We start from the raw sequence: 23093 nt of genomic DNA on the forward strand, positions 1-23093 counted from the left end.
TTGTTTGCGTTCACTGTATGGTTTTTGGATAATAACCCTGGGCTTCCTTCGGGAGGCTGAGGCTTTTTATTCGGAAATTTTGAATAACGAAGTTATTCGCTAGATTTTCCGTGGTTATAGCAAGAGGGAAACGCCTGGTTCCATTCCGAACCCAGAAGCTAAGACTCTTCGCGCCGATGGTACTGCACTTTTGTGGGTGTGGGAGAGTAGGTCACCGCGGGTTTTTTATTCAAGAGGGGAAGACCTTAAAGGTCTTCCCCTCTTTTTGTGTACCCGAAAACTCTTAGAACGAAAGACACCTAACTCAGCAAAGGTGCAGAGACTCATAGATCCAGAGATTCAGAGATGCAGCAGAGAGGCAGAGGAACAGGGGATGCAACCTCGCCAGACAGCGTGCCGACCTGATACAGAGGCGATGAGATGGGGAGTTCACAGATCCGCCTGAATGACGAAATAGAAGGCGAGGTAGAGAAACTCTTGATACCTTAACAACAAGAGCAGTCCACATCTCTACTTCAACGAGTAGAGAGCAAGCAAAGGAGCATCACTATGGCTGATGAGAAGAGCATCTACGAACGCTGGAGCGAAGAACGCCTCGACCCGCCCTTCCCCAAAGAATGGGGGCTGGATGAAGAAGACGAAGCCGAGTTGCTCTGGCCCATCTGGCCCCTGCTGTTCATGGGTGAATCTGATACTGAACAGTACGTAGAAACGATCACCGATTATGTGATGGACGTACTTGGTCTGGAATACGATGGGGAGAACGAAGACAGCAAGCTCTGGGAAAAGCGCGTAGAGGACTACGTGGAAGAGCTCATCAAGCGTCGTCGTGCCTTTGCTGCTGAGCTGGGTATTACCCCCGAGATGCAGAAGAACTCCAACCTTAACCGTGCCTTCGCAGCGCTGGAAGAAGAAGGCGTCATTGCACGACAGAACTTCACCTGCTGCGGTACCTGCGCATCCGCAGAGATTTGGGATGAGATTGACGATAGCCGTGAATGGAAGGGATACATCTACTTCCACCAGCAGGACGCCGAAAGCCTCGCAGAGAGCGGCGGAACCTACGTTGGCTTCGGTTCCTTCCTCGCCTACCCCAGGGACGAAAATGAATGGAACGCGCTGAGCGATGCGCAGAAGGAAGAGATCAGTGCCCTTCACAAGAAGCTCTCCGTGGAGCTCATGAAGGACACTATTATCCCTGTACTGGAGAAGCACGGTCTGAGCGTGGAGTGGAAGGGGAATTTCGATACTCGCCCGTTCATTGGGGGAGTGGAAGTCTATAACATCCCCTAACCGCTGGTGAGCTGAACCGGATGGGTGCCTCGGCGCTATACTTGTGCGCTACTTGTGGCAGAGGGGAGAGGCGCCTCCCAATGCTACGAAAGTTTACGAGGAAAATAAGCTGAGAGCGTGAGAACAGACATCACAGTATCTCAGTCAGAGTATTAACTAGCCGATAAGGCACCCATTCGGTAGGCTAGACGGGTAGCGCGGTACGTCCACACTAGAGATGAAACAGAACCTATCCGCACGATGGGAACTGATCGACGTAGCTTTCAGCTGCCGCACGCGGCAGGAAGCTAGAGCTCTAGAACGATAGGAGCAACTCCGGGCCGGAAGAGTCAGGTCATCTGAGCTTTGCTCGGATGGGCGCTCACTCCAACCGGAGTAGGCTAGAAGAAGTGGACGAACCGCCACCCATATTCCCAACCAAAGGAGCAGGCATGTCGACCGACGCCCGCGAAAAAGCCCGCCAGATTGCGGCCCAGCAGGCCAAGAAGAGCCCCAGCCAGGCAAGCCGCCGCTGGCTCCAGTTCGGCGTACTCGCCGTGGTCCTCATCATCGTAGGTATCATCGGCTTCGTCGTAGTCAACGGCAACAAGAACACCAAGGTAGCAGAAAGCGGCCCGGTGCCCTCCAGCGCCAACGAATACGGTGGCATTGTGCTGACCAAGGACGGCATCGTCCAGAACTCCTCCACCCAGGAGACCCGCGACTTCAAGCAGCTCGCAACCTCGACCTCCTCCGTGACCCCCATGGTCAACGGAACCGCAGCAGCAGTCAACACCCTGCCTCCGGGCGTGCAGACCGCTGAAGAGGCATCCAAGAACGGCCAGCCCGTTCGCGTGACCATCTTCCAGGACTACAACTGCGTGCACTGTGCAGAGTTTGAGAAGAAGTACGGTGAAGAAATCCAGAAGCTCGTCGAAGACGGCACCATCACCCTGGAAATCCGCAACCTGACCTTCCTGGACCGCTCCTCGCCCACCGCATACTCCGCACGTAACGCGGCAGCAGCATACTCCGTGGCAAACCAGGTCAGCACCAGCGACTTCCTGAACTACCAGCGCGAGATCTTCACTCACCAGGGTAGCGGCGACATGAACAACCAGCAGATCGCTGACATCGCCTCGAAGTACCATGCCTCCATTGGCTCCGATATGAACGATGGCAAGTGGCGCCCCTTCGTGGACGTGGTCAACGCTGAATCCGCAAAGAACGGTATTAAGGGTACCCCCACCGTCTTCGTTGATGGCGACCAGTACACCAGCAACGACTTCAGCACCTTCCTGAAGGAAAAGATCGAAGCTAAGAAGAAGTAACCTCTTCGATACGAAAACCCGGTAACCTCCGCGTGAGGCTACCGGGTTTTTCCATACACAGTGATGAGTACGAGGGGTGGGTGAGCAGCATACAGAGGTGGTGCTCATAAGGGGTAAAACGAAGGAAACGAACATGCCATCACCCCATAATTTAGAAGTATTCTCAACCAAACCGTAAAAGGAACGCTAAGCAGATTCAACCAAGAGAATAGGGTACACTGGACAAGTTGCCTCCTTAGCTCAGTTGGCCAGAGCATCTGTCTTGTAAACAGAGGGTCACCGGTTCGAATCCGGTAGGGGGCTCAGAAAAATCCTGGTTCGCACCAGCCTCATAGCAGAGGTGCGAATCAGGATTTTATTGTAGCGAGTGTCCTCGAGTGTCTAGGGACCCGCACCAGCACATCGTCTACCCGCCCTGAGGAACCAAGTATGTCTGAAACCTCCGGAACCCCGCAGGCCACCGCCTCGCAGGGCACCCGTACCGCGGCGCTACGCACCGTCAAAGCACGCGAAACCAACGACTACCCCCTCGAAGAATTCATCGAATCGCGAGGATTCCGCCCCGAAATCCAGGGCCTGCGAGCCTTCGCTGTGCTCCTCGTGGTGCTCTACCACGTCTGGGTCGGCAAAGTCTCCGGCGGCGTGGACGTCTTCCTCTTCATCTCCGCCTTCCTGCTCTCGCTCTCCTTCATGCGCAAGATCAACGAAGGCAAACCCCTCAATCTCTTCAGCTACTGGATGCACGTCTTCCAGCGACTGCTACCCGTAGCCACCGTGGTTATCGCGGGTACCACCATTGCGTCCTTCTTCGTGCTCGCACCCAGTCGCTGGTCGCAAACCGTAACCGACGCAAGGAGCTCCCTGTTCTACTTCCAGAACTGGAACCTCGCGTTCAGCTCCGTAGACTACTACGCCCAAAACGCTTCCGTGAAGTCACCCTTCCAGCACTTCTGGTCGCTCTCCATCCAGGGACAGATCTTCATCATCTGGCCCCTGCTCTTCGCTGCAGTAGCCTACGTCGTGCACCGATTCCGCGGGAACCTCTTCACCACCGCGGTATTCATCTTCAATACGGTGTTCGTCGCATCCCTGACCTTCTCCATCGTCGAAACCGACACCAACCAGGGATTCGCCTACTTCGACACCCGCACCCGCCTGTGGGAATTTGCCATCGGCACCCTGCTGGCAATGCTCACCCTCAAGTGGAAGGCACCCGAGAAGGCTCGAGTAATTATGGGCTGGGTTGGCATTATTGGTCTGGTCACCTGCGGTGCAATCCTGCCCGTTGAACGAGCGTTCCCCGGCTACCTGGCGCTCTGGCCCGTGATCTCCGGTGCGCTCGTCATCATGGCAGGCCGCACCAACAGCCGCTGGGGCATCGATCGGCTGCTGGTCTCCGCACCCCTGCAGAACCTCGGCAACATCTCCTACGCCCTGTACCTGGTGCACTGGCCCATCCTCATTCTCTACAGCAGCGCCGTCGGTACCTCCCGCGTGAACTTCATCGAAGGCGCTGTCATCATCCTTGCCTCCATCGGCCTGGCATGGCTGCTCATCCGCTTCGTCGAAAAGCCGCTGCGCTACCGTAAGGACCCCTTCGTACCTTGGCTCATGATGAAGATGCGCTTCAAGACCGTCTTCTCGGTCAAGACCTGGGCAGACCAGCTCGCCTTTATCCTCGCGATCTTCCTGGTCGCCGGCGTACCCTTGGTAGCCGCACAGACCTGGATCGGCTACCGCAACACCCAGTCCGAGCACAACGCCGAACTGCAGGTACAGACCGCCAGCGAAAACTACCCCGGCGCCCGCGCTATCGGTGGCGCCCAGCAGGGACTCATTGACAACCCCATCCCCTCCGGCGGTGACGTCAAAACCCAGTTTGACGGACTGAGCGACCCCTGCGTTGGCAGCTTCGCGCCCTCCGACCCGGCACTCGCCAAGTATTGCAACGTGCAGAAGTACGGCCCCGAGGACGCACCGCTGACCATGGTCATCGGTAACTCCCACGCCGAACAGGCGCTGAGCATCTTCAAGCCCATCGCAGAACAGACCAAAACCAACCTGCAGACCTACCTGCTCGGTGGCTGCCAGTACCCGGTCCGCGCCGTCAACGCCAGCAACGAATGCTCGGAATTCAACGCCAAGCTGACCGAGGAAATTCTCAAGCGTAAGCCGCAGACCGTGGTGCTCATCGCCACCGTTGCCCAGGCACGATCGAATGACGAACGAGTCGACCCGAGCCTCGACGAGACGGTCCGCCGCCTCACCGAGGCAGGAGTCCAGGTCATCGGCCTGCGTGATAACCCGCGCTTCGAGTACAACATCTACGAATGTGCTCAGAAGGCCGGTGCCGACAAGAGCTCCTGCGCACGACCCGCAAGCGACAAGTACGCCGCCGAAAACCCCGCACAGGAAATCTTCGACAAGTACCGCAACCAGGGCGCCGTCATGGTGGACCTGAAGGATGTGTACTGCCCGGACGGCATGTGCAGCCCCGTGGTTGGAAACATCTACGTCTACATCGACGACAACCATGTCTCCAAGACCTACAGCCGCACCATGGCTCAGGAAGTCTTCCAGCGTGCAGCGGAAGGCGGCTGGCTCGTGAGCGGAAAAGTGAACTTCTAAAGTTCGCCGATATAGCGGATCCCCCGCGCTGTTCTACAGAAGTATGAACAGTGCGGGGGATCCGCTATTTTCTGACCCGAAATTAGGATAGGCTAAGTTAGGAGACTCCCGGGAAAAGCCTTAGAGAAGAAAGGACGCCATGAAAGAAATCACCGAACGCACCCTCAAAGTTGAGAACGTCAGCCTCGGCTACGGCGAAACCACCATCGTCAAAGACCTCTCCCTCGAATTCCCGAAGGGTAAAATCACCGCCATCATCGGTCCCAACGGCTGCGGTAAATCCACCCTGCTCCGTGGTGTCTCCCGACTGCTCAAGCCGCTCAACGGCGACTTCACCCTCGACGGCAAACCCACCCACGAATACTCCATGAAAGGCTTTGCCCGCATGGTCGGGCTGATGCCCCAGCATCCCATCGCCCCCGAAGGAATTACCGTAGCAGACCTGGTCTCCCGCGGCCGCTACCCCTACCAAGGCCTCTTCAAACGCAATAGCGCCGAAGACGACGAGGCGGTTGCTTGGGCTCTCGAAGCCACCGATACCATGTCCCTTGCAGAACGCCAGGTTACCGAGCTCTCCGGCGGTCAGCGTCAGCGAGTCTGGATTGCCATGGCGCTCGCCCAGGAAACCGACATTCTACTGCTGGACGAGCCGACCACCTACCTCGACCTGGCACATCAGGTGGAGCTACTCGACCTGCTCTCGGAACTCAACGAACAGCGCGGCACCACCATGATTATGGTGCTGCACGAACTGAACCTCGCCGCTCGAGTCGCTGATTACCTCGTCGCTATGAAGGACGGCTCCATCGTCGCGCATGGAGAAGCACACGACGTGCTCACCCGCGAGAACCTGCACACCATCTTTAGCCTGAAGGCCGAGGTTGCGGACCCGTTTAACGACGGCAGTGTAGTGGTGGTACCCCATCCCCGGAGTGCGTCCACCGTTGCCGGTTCAGCTGTCGCATCCTAAGAAACCCCCGCTCATATCTGAAGAAGAACCCTCAACAGTGGGATACTGGAAAGCAGGACGCACCGAAAGCTAAGCGAAGAAGCCGGTACACCGCGCGGGTGTGCCGGCTTCTTCCACAGAAGGGTCATTCTCTATAGAGGCCCGGAAAGAAGAACACAATGACGACCCCGCTCCTAGACTCCAACGGCAAGCTCAACGGTGAATCAGTACGCTACGTGGCAATCGGTGACTCCTTCACCGAAGGCGTGGGCGACGTTGACCGCCGCCGCCCCAACAGCTTGCGCGGCTGGGCAGACCGCGTTGCCGAAGGCCTCGGTGCAGTAGATCCGCAAGCGCAGTACGCAAACCTCGCTATCCGCGGCCGCCTGCTCATTCCCATTCTCGAAGAGCAGCTGCCGGCAGCCCTGGATCTGAAGCCCAACCTCGTTACCTTCTACGGCGGCGGCAACGACATCATGCGACCCAACGTGGATATTGACCAGCTCATGACCCACGTAGACGAAGCCTTCGCCACCCTGCGCGGCGAAGGAATCGAAGTACTTACCGTAACCGGCCTGGATGTACAGGGCCAGGGCCCCTTCGCCCGCACCCGCGGCCGTACCGCCACCTACAACGAGCTACTGCGTGGTATCGCTGAGGACCACGGCGTGCACATTATCGACTACTGGCGCTGGAATGACTTCCTCGACTGGCGTCTGTGGGCTGACGATCGCCTGCACATGAACGACCTCGGCCACGAACGCTTCGCATCCCGCGTGCTGGCGCAGCTCGGCCTGCCCGGTGTGGTCACCGAATCGGTGCTGCCCCCGGAGGTGCAGCTGACCGCCCGCGAGAAGGTTGAGCAGGAGGCACGCTGGGTCCGCGAGTTTGCCCTGCCGTGGATTGGTCGCCGTCTGAAGGGTACAAGCTCCGGGGACGGCGTGAGCCCCAAGTACCCGGAGTGGGTCCCCGCGGCAAGCCTTAAGAACTAACGCCCCTTAAGAACTAATGCTGAGGGGGGGGCGCGCGTTACGGCGTAAAACTGTATGCTGGGGGAGTGCTCTGCACTGTACCTCTGGGCTGGATATGTACCGTATTCGTGCCCGCATCTACGCCGTAACTGGAACGGTAAATCCGCGGTTACCCGTACCGTTGCGAACCCTTAAACTGCCCTTTAAAACCGGGGCGGAAGCGTTAAAACGAGAGTTAAAAGCTCTTTAAACGCGTGTTTAAGCCTGTTTAACGGCCCCGCGCACACCGCAAGAATCGGTGGCGCGGGGCTGTTTAAGGCTTAAATCCGGCTTAAGCTGTTAATCTCACAACATGAATTTCACCGGTGTAATTTATCCCCGGTCACATAGAGAACATCCGTTCTTAAAAAGGCGCATTAACGCCTGACTAGGGGCGTTAAAGAATTCCTTAAAAACATCTGGACTTGCAAAAACACCCATTTTTGGTAGAATGGATAGGTATGTTTGCCGCTCGAAGGCAGGCGTGCATCCGCGAATCGAGCACTTCGCTTAAACGAGGTGCAATCGGCTCAGAACACCGAGATTCCGCGGATTTTTAAGGCAAAATCCGGCGTGCAGGCTTGCACGAACCCCCGTATTTACCTAGAATTTAACGCTGTTCGTAGTGGTGGAAACGCCTCTCGACACTAATAAGCTTCACCGTTTTTCCCGCGGCGGGGATCGATGCGTGGCCTCTCACCCACGTGACGATCTCAAACACTCTAGCCCGGCGAATAACCCGGTGCTTCTACATTGGTGGCGGGACGCTCACGAGTAACATCGACTGCGTACCGTCATAAAAGTCAATCAATAAAGGAGTGAAACATGGCAGCAGTCTGCCAGGTGACCGGAGCTGTTCCCGGCTTTGGACACAGCATTTCGCACTCGCATCGCCGCAACAAGCGTCGATTCGACCCGAACGTTCAGAAGAAGACCTACTGGGTTCCTTCGCTGCGTCGTAAGGTAACCCTGAACGTGTCCGCTAAGGGCATCAAGGTCATCGATGCTCGTGGCATCGATGCCGTTGTTGCAGAAATCATCGCACGCGGGGAGAAGATCTAGTAAATGGCATCCAAGGCTAAGGACCTCCGTCCTATCATCAAGCTCAAGTCCACTGCTGGCACCGGTTACACCTACGTGACCCGTAAGAACCGCCGCAACAACCCCGACCGTATGGTGCTGAAGAAGTACGACCCCGTCGTTCGCAAGCACGTTGACTTCCGAGAGGAGCGCTAAGAATGGCTAAGAAGTCCAAGATCGCTCGCAACGAGCAGCGCAAGGTCATCGTCGCTCGCTACAACGAGAAGCGTATCGCGCTGAAGAAGACCCTGATCGACGAGAACGCTACCCCCGAGGAGCGCGAAGCAGCACGCGTGGCACTGCAGAAGCTGCCCCGCAACGCTTCCCCCGTTCGCGTGCGTAACCGCGACCAGATTGACGGCCGCCCCCGCGGTACCTTCCAGAAGTTCGGTATCTCCCGCGTGCGCTTCCGCGAGATGGCACACCGCGGCGAGCTGCCCGGTATCACCAAGTCCAGCTGGTAAATCTGGTATTTTAGTTCCTAAACGGTTTTCCGTCGTCACCGACGGTCACTCGCTTTAGACTCAAACCTTAAGTCTCTGGAAGGGGCACCCTAATGGCTAAGAACCGTACCGAACTCGTTGCAGAGGTTGCAGAGAAGTCTGGCAAGAGCCAGGCAACCGTAAACGCAGTCCTCGACGCAGTGTTCCAGGTTTTCGAGTCTTCCGTCTCCAAGGGCGAGAAGATCACCATCCCCGGTTGGATGGCAATCGAGCGCACCGACCGTGCAGCTCGTACCGGCCGTAACCCGCAGACCGGCGAAACCATCCAGATTCCCGCCGGTCACGGCGTGAAGCTGACCGCAGGCTCCAAGCTGAAGGCAGCAGTCGCTAAGAAGAAGTAATTCTTGAGACTTTGAATCTGATAAAAGACCCCCACCCTCACGGTGGGGGTCTTTTATTATGCCTGCCCAAGGGGAAACAGCGGAGAAAACCCGGCTGAAGAAAGCCCAAGCAGCGGAAGCGCCCCTAGGCAGGTGAGGTGGATCCCTAGAATCGCTGATTAGTTGGGTCCTTGCAACCTTAATTGTGTGGTTGAGGTAAAAACATAGAAACTACCCCTACTCCACATAAGAAGCTGGGGTGGACTACAGAAAAAATAAAGAAAATTTATACATATGAACAGAAAGCTATGCATAAGCTGAGGGAAAAACCATGAGTATGAAACTCCGCTGGGAAAAATACTTATACATCGCCGTCCAGACATAGCTTAAACACAGCAAACTAAAGCTCAATCTTAGACTCACACCCTAAGCTGGAATCACCGGCGAAGGAAAAGCCACACACCATACAAACGGCCCCACCCCAACCGGAAAATCAACCATACAAACCCCGGACGATTGACCCTCCGGGACTCACAAGGAGAACCCCTCATGGCAGCACGCCACGCTCAGCGTACTTCCGCGCAGCCCACCAACCGTCGCTTCCGCACCGGCGCAGCCGCACTGTCCATCGCAACAATCGCAGCACTCGGCCTGAGCGCCTGCGGTGCACAGAACACCTCCAGCCCGGCACCCACCGCAACCGCAACCGCCAAGGCATCCTCCAGCGCTGACGCAGCAGTCAACGCTGGCAACGGCAAGGTCACCGTCAAGGCAAGCGACGCAGCCTCCCCGAGCCCCAGCGCAAGCAGCTCCCAGGGCACCGTAACCGTCACCGAAGGCGGCGTGACCGTCAACGGTGCTGACGGAACCGGCGTGACCGCAGACGCTAGCGGCAACGCAACCGTCAACGGCGGCTCTGCATCGAACAACTCCGGTTCCTCCGCAAAGGTCGACGAGAAAGCTGGCGAGACCACCGCCAAGAGCGGCTCCAACGGTGCCGGTAACGGTTCTGTGACCGTCGACGGCGGAACCGTCAGCGCCGCCAACGGCTACACCATGATCCAGATCGACTCTGACGGCGGCTGGTCCTACCACGCCCCCAACGGCGACATCAATGAGGTAGATGCTGACGGATCCTGGGAACGCGTCGGCCCGAGCGGCAACGTAGAGGTGAAAGCAGACGGATCCTGGGAGCTCGTTGGAACCCCCGGTGTTGTCGAAGTGAAGGCTGACGGCTCCTGGGAACAGACCGGACAGGGACCCTTCCAGGTACCTGCCGTACCCGTCAAGCCTGCCGGTGCTACCGTGGACCCCGTCAAGCCCGTGACCCCGCGCCGCTAAACAACAGGCTGATACTCTCGGCGAAAACGTGGGCTATCCCACTCACTAGAATGCGGAAGAACGCCCACGCGCCCGGATAATCACACCCAAACTCGATAGAATTAACGCGGTTGGTTACACCGATAATCGTTATGGAATCCCACAAGGATCCTGCGCACGACGCGAATACGTCGCCAACTAGCCGCACCATACTAACAACCACAAGGAGAAACAATGGCTATCACCCCCGCAATGAAGAAGACCACCGCGGTGCTGTCCATCGCTTTCGCAGGCGCACTGGGCCTGAGCGCATGCGGCTCCCAGTCCTCTTCCACCACCACCGCGACTGCATCCGCATCCGCTTCTGCAACTGCTTCCGCAAGTGCATCGGCTAAGGCATCCTCTGCAGCTGCAACCACCTCGGCAGCTTCTGCTTCCGCTACTGCAGACGTGAAGGTTGACAAGGACGGCAACGTCACCGTCAAGGCTAACGACGGCGAAGGCAACTCCGCAGACGTGAAGGTCGGCGCAGACGGCAAGGCATCCGTAGACGCTAAGGACTCCGAGGGTAACTCCTCCAAGGTAGAGTCTGACGAAAAGGGCACCAAGGCTGAGTCCAAGGACTCCGAGGGTAACTCCTCCTCCGCCGTTGAGGGCGACGTTATTGTTTCCGAGGACGGCGGCTGGACCATTCAGGGTGACGAAGGTCAGGTAGCTGTACAGGCTGACGGCTCCTGGAGCCGCCAGGACGCAAACGGCCAGGTCGCAGTCAAGGCTGATGGCTCCTGGAGCATCCAGGCTAACAGCGGCCTGCAGGCAACCGTGGACGCATCCGGTGAAGTAACCTCCATCGTTGGCGGCGAGAAGGCAGACCTGAAGGCTCCGAAGGTTCCCGCAAAGCCCGCACAGGCTAAGGTCGCCCCCGTCAAGCCCGCACAGCCCAAGTAAGCTGTAAAGAACTAACAGCGGCTTGTGACGCTACCAGAGCGTAACAGCCCCTTGACCTATAAGACGCCCCGTGCGCATCCGAGCGTGATGCGTGCGGGGCGTTTTACGCATGCTTGCAGAGTACCGTCAGGATGAGGTGCTAGCATGAAGGTGTACGCCGGGCATACCGGAGTACAGGTCAACCACACCACGCACTGTGCCGCTGCAGAGCGACGCATGACGGAAAGAGAAATCTGCCGTGAAGAAGTCTATTGCTGTTCTGTTCCTGACCATTGCCGGTGCCCTCGGCCTCGCAGCCTGCGGCGGCAACTCCGGCGCCAACTCCAACTCCTCCGCATCGGCAAGCGCGTCCGCTTCCGCAACTGCCTCGGCACCCGCAAGCACCTCCACCGCGGCAACCAGCGCAAGCACCACCTCCGCCGCAGCTGAAACCACCAAGGCAGAAACCAAGACCACCCAGGGCACCATCAGCACCCCCAGCGGTCTGCCCAGCGAAGCAACCGAAGCACTTAAGAAGAGCGAGGAATCCAACCAGCAGGCAACCTCCGCACTGTACAGCGCCAGCAAGGAATCCCTGAACGAGTTCAAGGAAGATCCCAGCGTCAAGAAGGTGCAGACCAGCGACGGCACCGTCTACTACAACGATGAAGTCGCTGCATTCGAATCCAAGGACGGCGCTATTGTCATCATCAAAAATACCGGTGCGTGGAGTAACTTTGACTCCAACGGTGGAACCATCGTCGTGGACGAGGACGGCTCCTGGATCAAAACCAACCCCGAGGACAGCCTCTACACCGCCGTTAGGGCAGACGGCGCCGCTGCCGTGCTGAACACTAAGACCTTAGAGCAGGCGACCGACCTCTCCACCATCGATATCCCGAAGGCCCCTGGCCCCGTCGACGGCTTCCGCGGCACCGCTAAGACCCCGGCCAAGCCCACCAAGGTTGCTGACTTTTCTGAGATTACAGGCCTCAAGTAAACACGAGCTCCTGCCCCCTGGGCCGAATAGCCCGGCAGAACAGGGACACCAACGCCCCGTGCGCATCCGAACGTGATGCGTGCGGGGCGTTTTACGTCTTCAAGCTACGCTGAGAAGACCCATGAAAAGCGGGGGAAGGGAAGCACCGCAACATCTCAGGGAGCTTTCAGGTCACGGTGCTAGCATGAAAGCGTACTCCGGGAACACTGGAGTACAGGTCAACCACACCAAGCACTGCGCCGTCGCAGAGCGGCGCATACAGAAAAGAGAAATTCAGTGAAGAAGTCTATTGCTGTTCTGTCCCTGACCATTGCCGGTGCCCTCGGCCTCGCAGCCTGCGGCGGCAACTCCGGCGCCAACTCCAACTCCTCCGCATCGGCAAGCGCGTCCGCTTCTGCAACCGCTTCCGCAACTGCATCGGCACCCGCAAGCACCTCCGCAGCAGCAACCAGCAAGAGCACCGCCTCCGCAGCAGCTGAAACCACCAAGGCAGAAACCAAGACCACCCAGGGCACCATCAGCACCCCCAGCGGTCTGCCCAGCGAAGCAACCGAAGCACTCAAGAAGGGTCAGGAATCCGCCGATCAGGCAGCCTCCGCAGGCTACACCGCCAGCAAGAAAGCCCTGGAACAGCTCAAGAACGAGGCCGGTGTGAAGAAGGCGCAGACCAGCGACGGCACCGTCTACTACACCGATAAATTCGCTGCCTTCGAATCCAAGGACGGCGCTATCATCAGCATCCAGAATAACGGTGTGTGGACCAGCATGGACTCCAACGGCACAACCATCGTCGTGAAAGAGGACGGCTCCTGGATCAAGACCAACCCCAAGGACAACCTCTACACCGTCGTCAATGCAGACGGCACCGCATCCGTGCTGAACACTAAGACCTTCGAGCAGGCGACCGACGTCTCCACCATCGAAACCCCGAAGGCCCCCGGCCGCATCGACGGCTTCAGCGGCACCGCTAAGACCCCGGTCAAGCCCACCAAGATTGGTGACCTCTCCGAGGTCGCAGGCGCCAAGTAAAAACTAGTTCCTACCACCGGGCCGAACAGCCCGCCACAATAGGGACACCAACGCCCCGCGCGCATCTATACGTGATGCGTGCGGGGCGCTTTATATACCCACGAACCACCCGGAATATGACTTAATATGACAGGTCGTTAAGGCCCCAAGTCACAAAGCTCAACTCCCAGCGAACCACCCCCACCACGCTGGCATAATGGGGACAGCAAACCAACGCGACCACACACGGCGCACCCAACAGGAGAGAAAACCATGAGCGAGAACACCACCCGCAACGTACGCGTGCGCGCCAGCGAACTCGAAGGCCGAGCCTGGCTCAACACCGGCGACAAAAACCTCACCCTGCAGGACCTTCGCGGCAAAATCGTTATTCTCGACTTCTGGACCCTCTGCTGCATCAACTGCCTGCACGTCCTCGACGAACTACGCCCCCTCGAAGAAGAATTCTCCGACGTACTCGTCACCGTCGGCGTACACAGCCCCAAATTCGAACACGAAGCAGACCCCGTAGCGCTCGCCGCAGCCGTCGACCGCTACCACATCACCCACCCCGTACTCGACGACCCCGAACTGACCACCTGGCAGGCATACACCGCCCGCGCATGGCCCACCCTTGTCGTCGTCGACCCCGAAGGCTACATCGTCGCCCACCTCTCCGGCGAAGGCCACGTACAGGGCCTCACCTCCCTCGTACGCGAACTCGTCGCCGAGCACGAGGCGAAGGGCACCCTACACCGCGGCGACGGCCCCTACGTACCCCGCCCCAAAGCAGCCGGCACCTACGCCTTCCCCGGCAAAGCCATCGAACTGCCCGCCGAATTCGGCCCCGCAAACCTCTTCGGCAACCGCGAACGCACCTACCTCGTCGCAGACAGCGCACGCCACCGCATCCTGCAGGTAGCAGCCGACCTCAACACCGTCATCAACACCTACGGCGGCGGCAACGACCCCATCAACCACCCCGTCAAGGGCCACGTCGACGGCACCGGCACCGAAGCACGCTTCAACGAACCCGCCGGCCTCGCCCTCGTACCCGAAAACCTACGCGAACAGCTCGGCTACGACGTGCTCGTCGCCGACACCGTCAACCACCGCCTGCGCTCCCTCAACCTGCGCACCGGCGAAGTACGCACCCTCGCAGGCAACGGCGTGCAGCGCGTCATCGACGGCGACAACGCCATCACCGGCGACCCCAACCACATCCCCGCCGGCGTACCCGCCACCGACATTGCGCTCTCCTCGCCCTGGGACGCCGTCTACTCCCGCGAAGCCGGCCAGTTCATCATCGCCATGGCAGGTACCCACCAGCTCTTCGGCTACGAACCCGTCACCGGCGCCGTCAGCATCTTCGCAGGCTCCGGCGTTGAAGGCCTCGCCGACGGCCCCGCCGCCGACGCCTGGTTCGCCCAGCCCTCCGGCATCATCGAAGCACGCGACGGCAGCCTCTGGGTCGCATGCTCCGAAACCAGCGGCCTGCGCCACATCACCTTCACCGACAACGGCGTACAGGTCACCTCCGCCGTCGGCAAGGGCCTGTTCGACTTCGGCTTCGTCGACGGCGACTCCGACACCGCCCGCATGCAGCACCCCCTCGGCCTGACCGAGCTGCCCGACGGATCCATCGCAGTCGCCGACACCTACAACGGCGCCATCCGCCGCTGGGACCCCGCAACCGGCACCCTCGGCACCCTCGAACGCGGCCTCGACGAACCCTCCGACCTGCTCGTCGAAGAAGTACCCGGCGAAGAACCGCGCCTCATCATCGTCGAAACCAACGCCCACCAGCTCGTACGCGCCTCCATTCCCGCCAAGGCACAGCACGTCGACGAAGGCGCCATCACCACCGCACGCCCCTCCACCAAGCTCACCGGCGGCACCCTCGAATTCACCTCACGATTCACCGTGCCCACCGGTCAGAAGCTCGACACCCGCTGGGGCGACCCCACCCAGCTGAAGATCTCATCCACCCCCGAGAACTTCATCCTGGAAGGCGCCGGCACCTCCACCGGACTGACCCGCACCCTCGTGCTCAACCCCGAAATCACCGAGGCAGTCCTGCACATCACCGCCCGCGCCGCCGCCTGCGACGGCACCCCCGACGGTGATATCCCCGAGCACGCAGCGTGCCACCTCTACCAGCAGGACTGGGGTATTCCCGTTGTCGTGACCGGTGACGAGGCAGACGAAAGCGAACTCGTCCTGGACCTGCGCGGTATCAACTAGTCACCTAAATACATAAAACAGGAACCGGTACATATCCTTGCTCCTACAGGGGAACCCGCCCTCGCTTCGCTCGGGCACCCTGATGTCGCTACGGATAATACTGACCCTTTCTTTGCCCATATAAGCTACGAGCCAGTATGCTCTTCGCTCCTACAGGGAACCCGCCCTCGCTTCGCTCGGGCACCCTGATGTCGCGTTCAGAGCATACTGGCTCTCGCAACTCAGCGGCTTTAGAAGGAGACTCGGACCGCCTTCGCATCCGCCTCCACCGACGCCTTCAACGTAAACGGAATCTCCTTCTGCACCTGCGAACGCTCACCCGTATACAAATCCAACTGAGTAAACGACACCTTCGCCGTACCCGACATCGGCTTCAACGACCACACACCCGCCGAACTCACACTCACCTGCGGATCCGCAACCTTCACCACAGACCACTTCACCTCAGAATCCACACGACCCGTAAACGCATACTCAAAAGGGCACCCACCCGGATAAAGAGTGCTCTGCTGCGTACACTTCTTCAAATGATCCTGCACCTGCTCCTTCACCGATGACAACGCATTATCACTCGGCTTCAACTCCATACGCACCGCATGATTCGCATCCTGCGCAGTCACCACCTCATTCACCTTCTGCGCCGTATAAACCGTCGAATCATACGACACCGCATACACACCCGGATAAAACACCGGGAACGACGCCGCACCATCATCCACCGCAACCTTACGGTTATTAATCGTCGCAGCCTCCACACCCTGAATATTCACCTTCACCGACGGCAAAGACGCCTCATCAATAGCCCACTTATCAAAAAAGCCCCAATGCGTGCCCGAACGGTGCAAACGAAAATCCGTATGCTGCTGCGAACCCTCCAACGTATAGGACGCACGCACCGTCGCATGCTCCCCATCCTCGCTGGTCTCCACCACCTCATACGACACCTCACCCAACGAAGACACCGAACGCCTCAAAGCATCCCCATCCAGCAAAGAGGCGTCACCCTCAGGAATCTGCGCACCCAACAAACCACGCGCATACGAACCATTACCCGTACGCAACGCATGAAAATACTCCCGCACCTGACCCGTCGGACCATACACCAGCTTATTCGTCATAACCAGCGCCGCAGCAGCCACAGAAACCGCCACCACAACACCGACCATCCACATTGCCAGAACCCGCTCCACGGGAGAAAAATTACGCATAGAACCAGAGTAACGCAGGTAGTCCGCTAGGTTTCACGCACCGCACACACTAAAGTTGTGTATATGGCAGAACGCGCTCACGAAGTCCCCGCCAAATACGGCGAAGTCAACGAACTATTCCACCCCCGCATGCGCTCCTACGGCAGGCGCATCGAAGCGGCACTCCCCGGCACCATCGTGCTCCTCGCCGCGCTCGCCTTCATCCTCTACAAGCGACCCGCCCTGCCGTACACCCTCCTCGTACTGCTCATCGGCACCATCGCAGGCGTAAACCTCTACTCAGTCCTCAAACCCACCATCATCGTCATCACCAAAACCCACGTGCTCCGCGCACGCACCTTCGGCTGGTTCGCCGTACCCCTCGAAAACATCGACCACACCATCTACGTCGAAAAGCTCTACCCCAAAAAAGCCTACGGCCAGAAACTCAAAACCGTCGCCGGCCGCCTACGCTACCGCAGCTTCCCCGCCATGTGGGCCGTCGACAAAGATGGCAAACAGCTCATGCGTATCGACGGCCGCGTCTGGGATGGCAAAACCATGCGAGAAGTCTCCTCCAAACTCTCCGCCCAAACCACCATCTACAAACAGATCAACGTGGTCAACATGGACAAAGAACACAAGGGACTCATCACCTTCAACGAACTGCACCCCGGCTGGCGCTCCAGCCTCATGACCGCACTCGCCGTCATCATCGTGGCAATCCTCTTCGCCGCATCCTTCTTGCCCGAAGAACTCGCCCGCACCATCTACCTCATTCACTAGACCCGGTAGAAACGCAGCCACATAAGACGCAGCAAAGGCCCGGCACCCACCCCCCACGGGGCAGGCGCCGGGCCATTTGTATGTCTAACTCAAGACGCACTGCATGCTAGATTAAGACGTACTGCACGCTAGCTTTCGATGCGAGCCTAGCTCTCCGGGCGCGACAGCACCGCCACCAAAAACTCCGAAGAACCCTCAACAAACGGGTGCAACTGCCATGACGAGTAGGTGTTATCCACGTTCAGACCAACCTCGCGGGCATCAGCGAGGAACTGCTCAAACGCATAATCACGGCCCGGACCCGAACCGTAACCCACGACAGCGCGGCCACCCGGCGCCAACACGCGACGGAAATTCTCAACCACCGGCTTACGAGTCGAACGAGCCAAGAAACCCATCACATTACCCGCACACACCAGCAGCTCAAAACCATTCTCCGCCGTAGCCTCACCCTCAATACCCAGTACCTCCGGCAGATCCACCAAATCGGCAGTAATCCACGTAGCATCCGGGCAGACGCGGCGCGCCTCCTCAATCAGCTCAGGATCAATATCCACACCCGTCACACGGTGACCCAACGCGTGCAGCTGCTTACCCACACGACCAGGACCCGAACCCGCATCAAGAATCTTAGCGCCACGAGAAGCCAACGCATTCACCAGACGAGACTCACCCGCCATATCATTACCCTCAGCCTCCATCGCCTTAAAACGGTCAATGTACCACTGAGAATGATTCGGGTTGCTCTCCTTACGGACCAACCACAGCGACTTCTCACGCTCAGCCGGAGCGTTGAAACTCATCATTGCCATAAAAACTCCTTAGACAGGGTTGAGGATGCGCCAACCGCCACCAGGCAAGGTGACCGCGGCATATAAGCGGTGTGTGCGCTACGTTCTAGCATAGCCCCACCCGGCACCTGCCGGTAAGGGCAGTAAGAGCTGGACGGGGCTATCGGAAGTGCTACAGAGGCGCTACAGGGGCTGGACGATAGGAGCGTGTTTAGAGGTGGTCGCCCTCAACATTCGACGGACCCGCTGCAAACGCCTTACGCATCTGCTCCTGACGCTCCTCCTCAGCCAGACGAGCAGCCTCAGCGAACTGCGCCTCAATATCGGCAAGCAGCGCCTCAACCTCTTCTTTACCAGCCACCGGGCCGCCAGCAATCAGACCATCAGCGCCCAAAACCACAGCCAACGGCACACCATTACCAAAATTCGCGCGCGCACCAGCCTCACGGTCAATCAACGGAGTCAAACCCTCCGGCAACGTACCCGCATTACGCGACGTCTGCAACGAATCCAGACTCGAATACACCGGATGCAACGCCACCTGCGGCAGACGCTCCTGCCACGAAGCCATCGTCTTCAAAAATTTCACACAACCAGCGCAGGTCGCCGACACAAACACCAGCACACGCGCCTGATTCTTAGCCAACGCACGCAAATTCGTGTGGCGACCATTCTCCAGATACAGCGCCGCATGCGGAATCGGCATGCGAACATATTGCTCTTCACCGTTCTCGTCATACACCGGCTCCGGCAAAATCACCTCAGCCTGCGGCTCCGGCTGCGCAAGAGCATCACCGCGGCGAACAGCCTCCAACGTCACAGCAATCAGCGCCGCACCAAAAACCCAAGTCCAGCCGCTATTATCCAGACCCAGCAGAGTCGACACAACACCCGTGCCACCCTTCAACGCGCTCGCATGCGCGCCAGCCGCCGCCAACAGCAGCGCAATATTACGGACCAGCGTATAACGGCTCACCGGCGCATTCGACTCAGAACCGAAACAATTACAACCCGCAGTACGACCCGTCGCCAGAGCGCGCGCAATCACCACCGTATAGAACAGCATCAGAATCAGCGCCAAACCCGAAGCAATCACCGCAGGCAAACGCACCGGCGACAGCAACAGAACGGCGGCTAGTGCGATTTCGAACCACGGCAAAATCAGCGACACCGCACGGGTCGGCGCGATCTTCTCCAAACCAAGATTCTGAATACCGGTCACGGTACTCTGCGGATCCTTAGCCTTAGCAATACCGCTAATCAACAAAGTCAACGCAACAAGTGCCGTACACAAAACAAGCGGCACAGTAGAGACGGTGAGCATAAAACTCCTAGAGTGAGTGTGCGAAAACAGGAGGCGACAGGGCAGTTTCTAGGCAGGACAAACCGCGCGACGTGCCGCCGTGTTATACACGATTTTACGCCCTGCACATGGGGAAACCGTCTCTACAGTGCCGTGAGGCGCACCCCGTACTCGCCTGCAAGCTCCTCGTACGCCTGCACAAAGCGCTGCGCTCGCGCACCCGAGGCGCAGAAAACACCCACACGCTGATCACGCACCGACTCAAACAGGCTCAGCAGCTCCGCGGGCACGTCGGTTGCCGGCAACAACGACCCCTCAGCGTCGCTCAGATGCGACAATGGCACATGCAACGAGCCCTCATGCTTCACCGACTCCTCACGCTCGGGCACCTCACGCACATCCAGCAGAACCTGCGGAACCTCATGCGCCGACAAATCCACCGGCACCACACGCGCCGGATCCGGCACCGCCCCAAACGACGTACACGTACCCGACAAGGCATCATACGTCAGCAGAGTACCCGCCGCCGTCGGCAAACCACTCACAAACTTGAGCACCTCCGTCGCCATCAGCGAACCAACCACAGCCGTCGTCGCACCCAACACCCCGGCAAGCGCACACGACTCCACCGTCTGCGGAATCGTCGGAAAAATATCACGCAAATGCGCGCCATCCGGCTCAAAAAAACTCACCGACCCGCCAAAACGCAAAACCGTGCCCCACACCAGCGGCAAACCCGCAACCTGCGCAGCATCCGCAATCAGATACTTCGACGCAAACGTATCCGTACAATCCACCACACAATCCGGTGCCGACGCGGCGAAAAGATCCAAAATCCAGGACGCATCCACATGCCGAATCGTTGTCTCAACCGTCAACGACGGGCACAAATCCAAGGCACGGCGTGCCGCAACCTCCGCCTTCGGCTCACCCACATCAGACACCCCAAAAAGCGGCTGACGCTGAATATTCGACAACTCCACCGAATCAGAATCCGCAATATGCAGATACCCCACACCAGCCGCCGCCAACGCCTGCACCACCGGACAACCCAAACCACCAGCACCAATCACCAACACGCGGGCAGCCGCCACCGCATCCTGATTAAAGCCCGGCAGGCGACGCTGGCGGTCCGTGCGCTCGCGATCCAGACGCGCATGCTCCGGATTCACCGGGGTAGGGGTGAGGTTTACATCCACGAGACAAAACCCTCCGACGGCGACGACGCCTTCGCGTGCTCACGCACCGGAATACGGCCAGCCTCACGCGCCAACGCGCCCGCCTGCACCGCAAACTTCATCGCCTGAGCCATCGCCACCGGATCCTCAGCACGATTCACCGCCGACGCCAACAACACCGCATCACAACCCAGCTCCATCGCCAGCGCCGCGTCGGAGGCGGTACCCACGCCGGCATCCAGAACCACCGGAACCTGCGCGCGAGAAGCAATCAGCTCAATATTGTGCGGATTCAAAATGCCCAGACCGGTACCAATCGGCGCTCCCAACGGCATCACCGCCGCAACGCCCGCATCCTCCAGGCGAGCGGCAGCCACTGGGTCGTCAGAAGTGTACGCGAGCACCGTGAAATCCTCAGCGACCAGCTGCTCGCAAGCATTCAACAGCTCCACGGTGTCCGGCAACAGGGTGTCTTCGTCGTGGATAATCTCGACCTTCACCCAGGAAGTGCCCAGCGCCTCGCGGGCGAGCATCGCGGTCATCACCGCATCAGCTGCGGTGCGGCACCCTGCGGTATTGGGCAGCGGCGCAATATTGAGCTTCTGCAGAAGCGGAAAAATGGGGGTGCCTGCGGCGTGACGGCGCATAGCGACGGTCGTCATTTCGGTGCCGGAGGCGATGAGTGCCTGCTCGAGCAGGTCCATGCTGGTTGCGCCTCCGGACCCCATGATGAGGCGGGATGTGAAGGTGCGGTCGCCGATGGTGAGCGGTGTGAGGCTCATGGTGTTCTCCTCTGTGGGAACGTCTAGATAACGGGGTTTGCTGGTTGGTGCGGGGCGCTACGGCGCGCCCGGTTTAGGGAACAAAAACCGAGAATATCTGTTCTTTTTTGCCGGTGGGTATCTCGCCGGTTCAGGTTGGAGGATTAGCCGCCCTGAACGGCGGTGAGGGCATCCACCCTATCGCCCTCGTTCAGCGGCACATCCAGCCACGTGGAACGCGGTACGATACTGCGGTTGAGCGCCACAGCCACGCCATTTTCGGTACCGAACTGGTCCAGGACAAGGTCAAATACGGTGCGGGCGTTCGTGGTTAGCGGCTCGCCGTTGTAGGTGATGATCATGCGAAATCCTTTCGTGAGGGTGCCGGGTGCATCCGGCGGGGATTGTGTTTAGTGGGTGAATCGTGCCGGGTCGCATGCCTGCATGATGGGCGGAATCTCAGCCCCGCAGGCGACCTCCGCACCAACCTTGCCGGCGAGCGCGGCAAGCAGAATACCGTGACGGAAATAGCCCGTGGACACGAGCTGGCGGGTGCCGTCGGCGCGAGTGCGGTGCCCGAAGATGGGCAGGTCGTCCGGGGTGCCGGGGCGGGCGCCGACGTTCGCCTCCAGAAGCTCGCACTCTTCAACCGCGGGCACGAGCCGGATTGCGTCACGTAGCAGCTGGTGTACGCCGTCAATGGCGGGTAGTGTGCGGTGGTCTTCGCGGCTGGTTGCGCCGATGCACAGCTCCCCGTCGGGGCGGGGGATGAGGTAGACGGGGCGGGAGTTCACGTAGCCGCGCACCACATGCTTGAGGATGGGCCGCGGGGCGCGCAGACGCAGAATGTCCCCGTAGACGGGGCGTAGCGGGTAGTCCCCGTGCAGTGTTGCCCCTAGTCCAGCGCAGATAATGTCGCCCGCGTCCGGGTTAGTGACCCGTTCGGTGCTGAAGGTGACGCCGCGGCGGGTGAGGGCGTCTTTGAGGGCGCCCCTCATGAGCCGCGGGTGCAGCTGATGGTCGCTGGGGATGCTCACGGCGCCAGCGATACGCGGCGCCAGGAGCGGTTCGAGGGCGCGTGCCTGCGTGGGGGTGACGGGGTCTGCGGGGCGGTTCATGTCCCGGTAGTAGGCGCGGGTGCGTTGCAGGTGCTCGGCGTCGGCACGGTCGGCGGCGACAATAAGCGTGCCGGTGGTGTCGTAGCCGGTGGGCAGGTCGGTGGCGCGGCTGAGCCTCTCCATGAGGGAGGGGTAGGCGTCGGCGCTGGCGGTCATGAGCGGGAAGAGCGCGTCCTGCTGGAATTGCACTTCTGCGATGGGCGCGAGCATACCGCCGGCGTAGTGGCTGGCGGCGGGGTAGATCGCGGTGCCATCGTCGGCGGTGCCGTAGTCGCTGGTTTCGGCGTCGATGAGGTGCACGTTCTCGCCGCGTTCGGTGAGCTCAAACGCGGTGGTGAGGCCAATGATTCCGCCGCCAATGATGGTGATGGTCATGG

General features: G+C 59.4%; 22 protein-coding genes, 1 tRNA gene and 1 rRNA gene. 17 read left to right on the forward strand and 7 right to left on the reverse strand.

The window, feature by feature from the left end; translation table 11 throughout:
• The first annotated feature begins 106 nt into the window (after nucleotides 1-106).
• From rrf to HMPREF2836_RS00120, 16 genes are all read left to right on the forward strand, one after another.
• Nucleotides 107-223 (forward strand): 5S ribosomal RNA (gene rrf / locus HMPREF2836_RS00045).
• A gap of 326 nt (nucleotides 224-549) precedes the next feature.
• The gene (locus tag HMPREF2836_RS00050; protein ID WP_070628951.1) at nucleotides 550-1293 is read left to right on the forward strand and encodes a DUF6891 domain-containing protein; all 744 of its coding nucleotides are present in this window, start codon (nucleotides 550-552) and stop codon (nucleotides 1291-1293) included.
• 431 nt (nucleotides 1294-1724) lie between these two features.
• Nucleotides 1725-2603: a DsbA family protein gene (locus HMPREF2836_RS00055; protein WP_070628952.1), complete on the forward strand. Its 879-nt coding sequence runs from the start codon at nucleotides 1725-1727 to the stop codon at nucleotides 2601-2603.
• A 229-nt stretch (nucleotides 2604-2832) separates the two neighbouring features.
• Nucleotides 2833-2906, forward strand: a tRNA-Thr gene (locus HMPREF2836_RS00060).
• Nucleotides 2907-3032: 126 nt separating this feature from the next.
• Nucleotides 3033-5231 carry an acyltransferase family protein gene (locus HMPREF2836_RS00065; protein WP_070628953.1) on the forward strand — a complete coding sequence of 733 codons (2199 nt, stop codon included), beginning with the start codon at nucleotides 3033-3035 and terminating at the stop codon, nucleotides 5229-5231.
• A gap of 139 nt (nucleotides 5232-5370) precedes the next feature.
• Nucleotides 5371-6201 carry an ABC transporter ATP-binding protein gene (locus HMPREF2836_RS00070; protein WP_049357918.1) on the forward strand — a complete coding sequence of 277 codons (831 nt, stop codon included), beginning with the start codon at nucleotides 5371-5373 and terminating at the stop codon, nucleotides 6199-6201.
• Between the two features lie 158 nt (nucleotides 6202-6359).
• Nucleotides 6360-7172, forward strand: a complete 813-nt coding sequence (locus HMPREF2836_RS00075) for an SGNH/GDSL hydrolase family protein (RefSeq protein ID WP_049357921.1) — start codon at nucleotides 6360-6362, stop codon at nucleotides 7170-7172.
• Nucleotides 7173-8015: 843 nt separating this feature from the next.
• The gene (gene rpmB / locus HMPREF2836_RS00080; protein WP_004005966.1) at nucleotides 8016-8252 is read left to right on the forward strand and encodes a 50S ribosomal protein L28; all 237 of its coding nucleotides are present in this window, start codon (nucleotides 8016-8018) and stop codon (nucleotides 8250-8252) included.
• Between the two features lie 3 nt (nucleotides 8253-8255).
• Nucleotides 8256-8426 (forward strand): 50S ribosomal protein L33, encoded by a 171-nt coding sequence (gene rpmG / locus HMPREF2836_RS00085; RefSeq protein ID WP_004005967.1) that lies wholly within the window; start codon nucleotides 8256-8258, stop codon nucleotides 8424-8426.
• A 2-nt stretch (nucleotides 8427-8428) separates the two neighbouring features.
• On the forward strand, nucleotides 8429-8734 hold the full coding sequence (gene rpsN, locus HMPREF2836_RS00090; protein ID WP_005506731.1) for a 30S ribosomal protein S14: 306 nt from the start codon (nucleotides 8429-8431) through the stop codon (nucleotides 8732-8734).
• A gap of 92 nt (nucleotides 8735-8826) precedes the next feature.
• Entirely contained in the window at nucleotides 8827-9114 is a 288-nt protein-coding gene (locus HMPREF2836_RS00095; RefSeq protein ID WP_005506733.1) for an HU family DNA-binding protein, read from the forward strand.
• 528 nt (nucleotides 9115-9642) lie between these two features.
• A complete protein-coding gene (locus HMPREF2836_RS00100) occupies nucleotides 9643-10434 on the forward strand; it encodes a hypothetical protein (RefSeq protein ID WP_070628954.1) in 792 nt (263 codons plus the stop codon).
• Between the two features lie 213 nt (nucleotides 10435-10647).
• Complete coding sequence (locus HMPREF2836_RS00105) at nucleotides 10648-11361, forward strand: hypothetical protein (RefSeq protein ID WP_070628955.1); 714 nt, start codon at nucleotides 10648-10650, stop codon at nucleotides 11359-11361.
• A 238-nt stretch (nucleotides 11362-11599) separates the two neighbouring features.
• On the forward strand, nucleotides 11600-12340 hold the full coding sequence (locus HMPREF2836_RS00110) for a preprotein translocase subunit SecD (protein WP_070628956.1): 741 nt from the start codon (nucleotides 11600-11602) through the stop codon (nucleotides 12338-12340).
• Nucleotides 12341-12616: 276 nt separating this feature from the next.
• Complete coding sequence (locus HMPREF2836_RS00115) at nucleotides 12617-13369, forward strand: preprotein translocase subunit SecD (RefSeq protein WP_070628957.1); 753 nt, start codon at nucleotides 12617-12619, stop codon at nucleotides 13367-13369.
• Between the two features lie 252 nt (nucleotides 13370-13621).
• A complete protein-coding gene (locus tag HMPREF2836_RS00120) occupies nucleotides 13622-15592 on the forward strand; it encodes an NHL domain-containing thioredoxin family protein (protein ID WP_070628958.1) in 1971 nt (656 codons plus the stop codon).
• A gap of 230 nt (nucleotides 15593-15822) precedes the next feature.
• On the opposite strand, the gene HMPREF2836_RS00125 is transcribed toward HMPREF2836_RS00120, so the two are convergent.
• Nucleotides 15823-16800, reverse strand: coding sequence for a hypothetical protein (locus HMPREF2836_RS00125; protein WP_049352213.1), 978 nt, complete (start codon nucleotides 16798-16800; stop codon nucleotides 15823-15825).
• Nucleotides 16801-16863: 63 nt separating this feature from the next.
• Here HMPREF2836_RS00125 and HMPREF2836_RS00130 point away from each other — a divergent pair, with 63 nt between their 5' ends.
• Entirely contained in the window at nucleotides 16864-17565 is a 702-nt protein-coding gene (locus HMPREF2836_RS00130; RefSeq protein ID WP_070628959.1) for a hypothetical protein, read from the forward strand.
• 146 nt (nucleotides 17566-17711) lie between these two features.
• On the opposite strand, the gene HMPREF2836_RS00135 is transcribed toward HMPREF2836_RS00130, so the two are convergent.
• The 6 genes from HMPREF2836_RS00135 to thiO form a co-directional block, all read right to left on the reverse strand.
• Nucleotides 17712-18377: a class I SAM-dependent methyltransferase gene (locus HMPREF2836_RS00135; protein WP_070628960.1), complete on the reverse strand. Its 666-nt coding sequence runs from the start codon at nucleotides 18375-18377 to the stop codon at nucleotides 17712-17714.
• A gap of 190 nt (nucleotides 18378-18567) precedes the next feature.
• Nucleotides 18568-19680, reverse strand: coding sequence for a MauE/DoxX family redox-associated membrane protein (locus tag HMPREF2836_RS00140; protein WP_070628961.1), 1113 nt, complete (start codon nucleotides 19678-19680; stop codon nucleotides 18568-18570).
• Nucleotides 19681-19802: 122 nt separating this feature from the next.
• Complete coding sequence (locus HMPREF2836_RS00145; protein ID WP_070628962.1) at nucleotides 19803-20858, reverse strand: ThiF family adenylyltransferase; 1056 nt, start codon at nucleotides 20856-20858, stop codon at nucleotides 19803-19805.
• A complete protein-coding gene (locus HMPREF2836_RS00150; RefSeq protein WP_005509016.1) occupies nucleotides 20849-21619 on the reverse strand; it encodes a thiazole synthase in 771 nt (256 codons plus the stop codon). The genes HMPREF2836_RS00145 and HMPREF2836_RS00150 overlap by 10 nt, the downstream gene beginning before the upstream one ends.
• A 143-nt stretch (nucleotides 21620-21762) precedes the next feature.
• Nucleotides 21763-21960 (reverse strand): sulfur carrier protein ThiS, encoded by a 198-nt coding sequence (gene thiS, locus HMPREF2836_RS00155; RefSeq protein WP_005506750.1) that lies wholly within the window; start codon nucleotides 21958-21960, stop codon nucleotides 21763-21765.
• A 48-nt stretch (nucleotides 21961-22008) separates the two neighbouring features.
• Nucleotides 22009-23091, reverse strand: coding sequence for a glycine oxidase ThiO (thiO, locus tag HMPREF2836_RS00160; protein ID WP_070628963.1), 1083 nt, complete (start codon nucleotides 23089-23091; stop codon nucleotides 22009-22011).
• Nucleotides 23092-23093 lie beyond the last annotated feature (2 nt).

The sequence above is a fragment of the Rothia sp. HMSC065C12 genome (assembly GCF_001812085.1).
Taxonomy (GTDB): Bacteria; Actinomycetota; Actinomycetes; order Actinomycetales; family Micrococcaceae; genus Rothia; species Rothia mucilaginosa.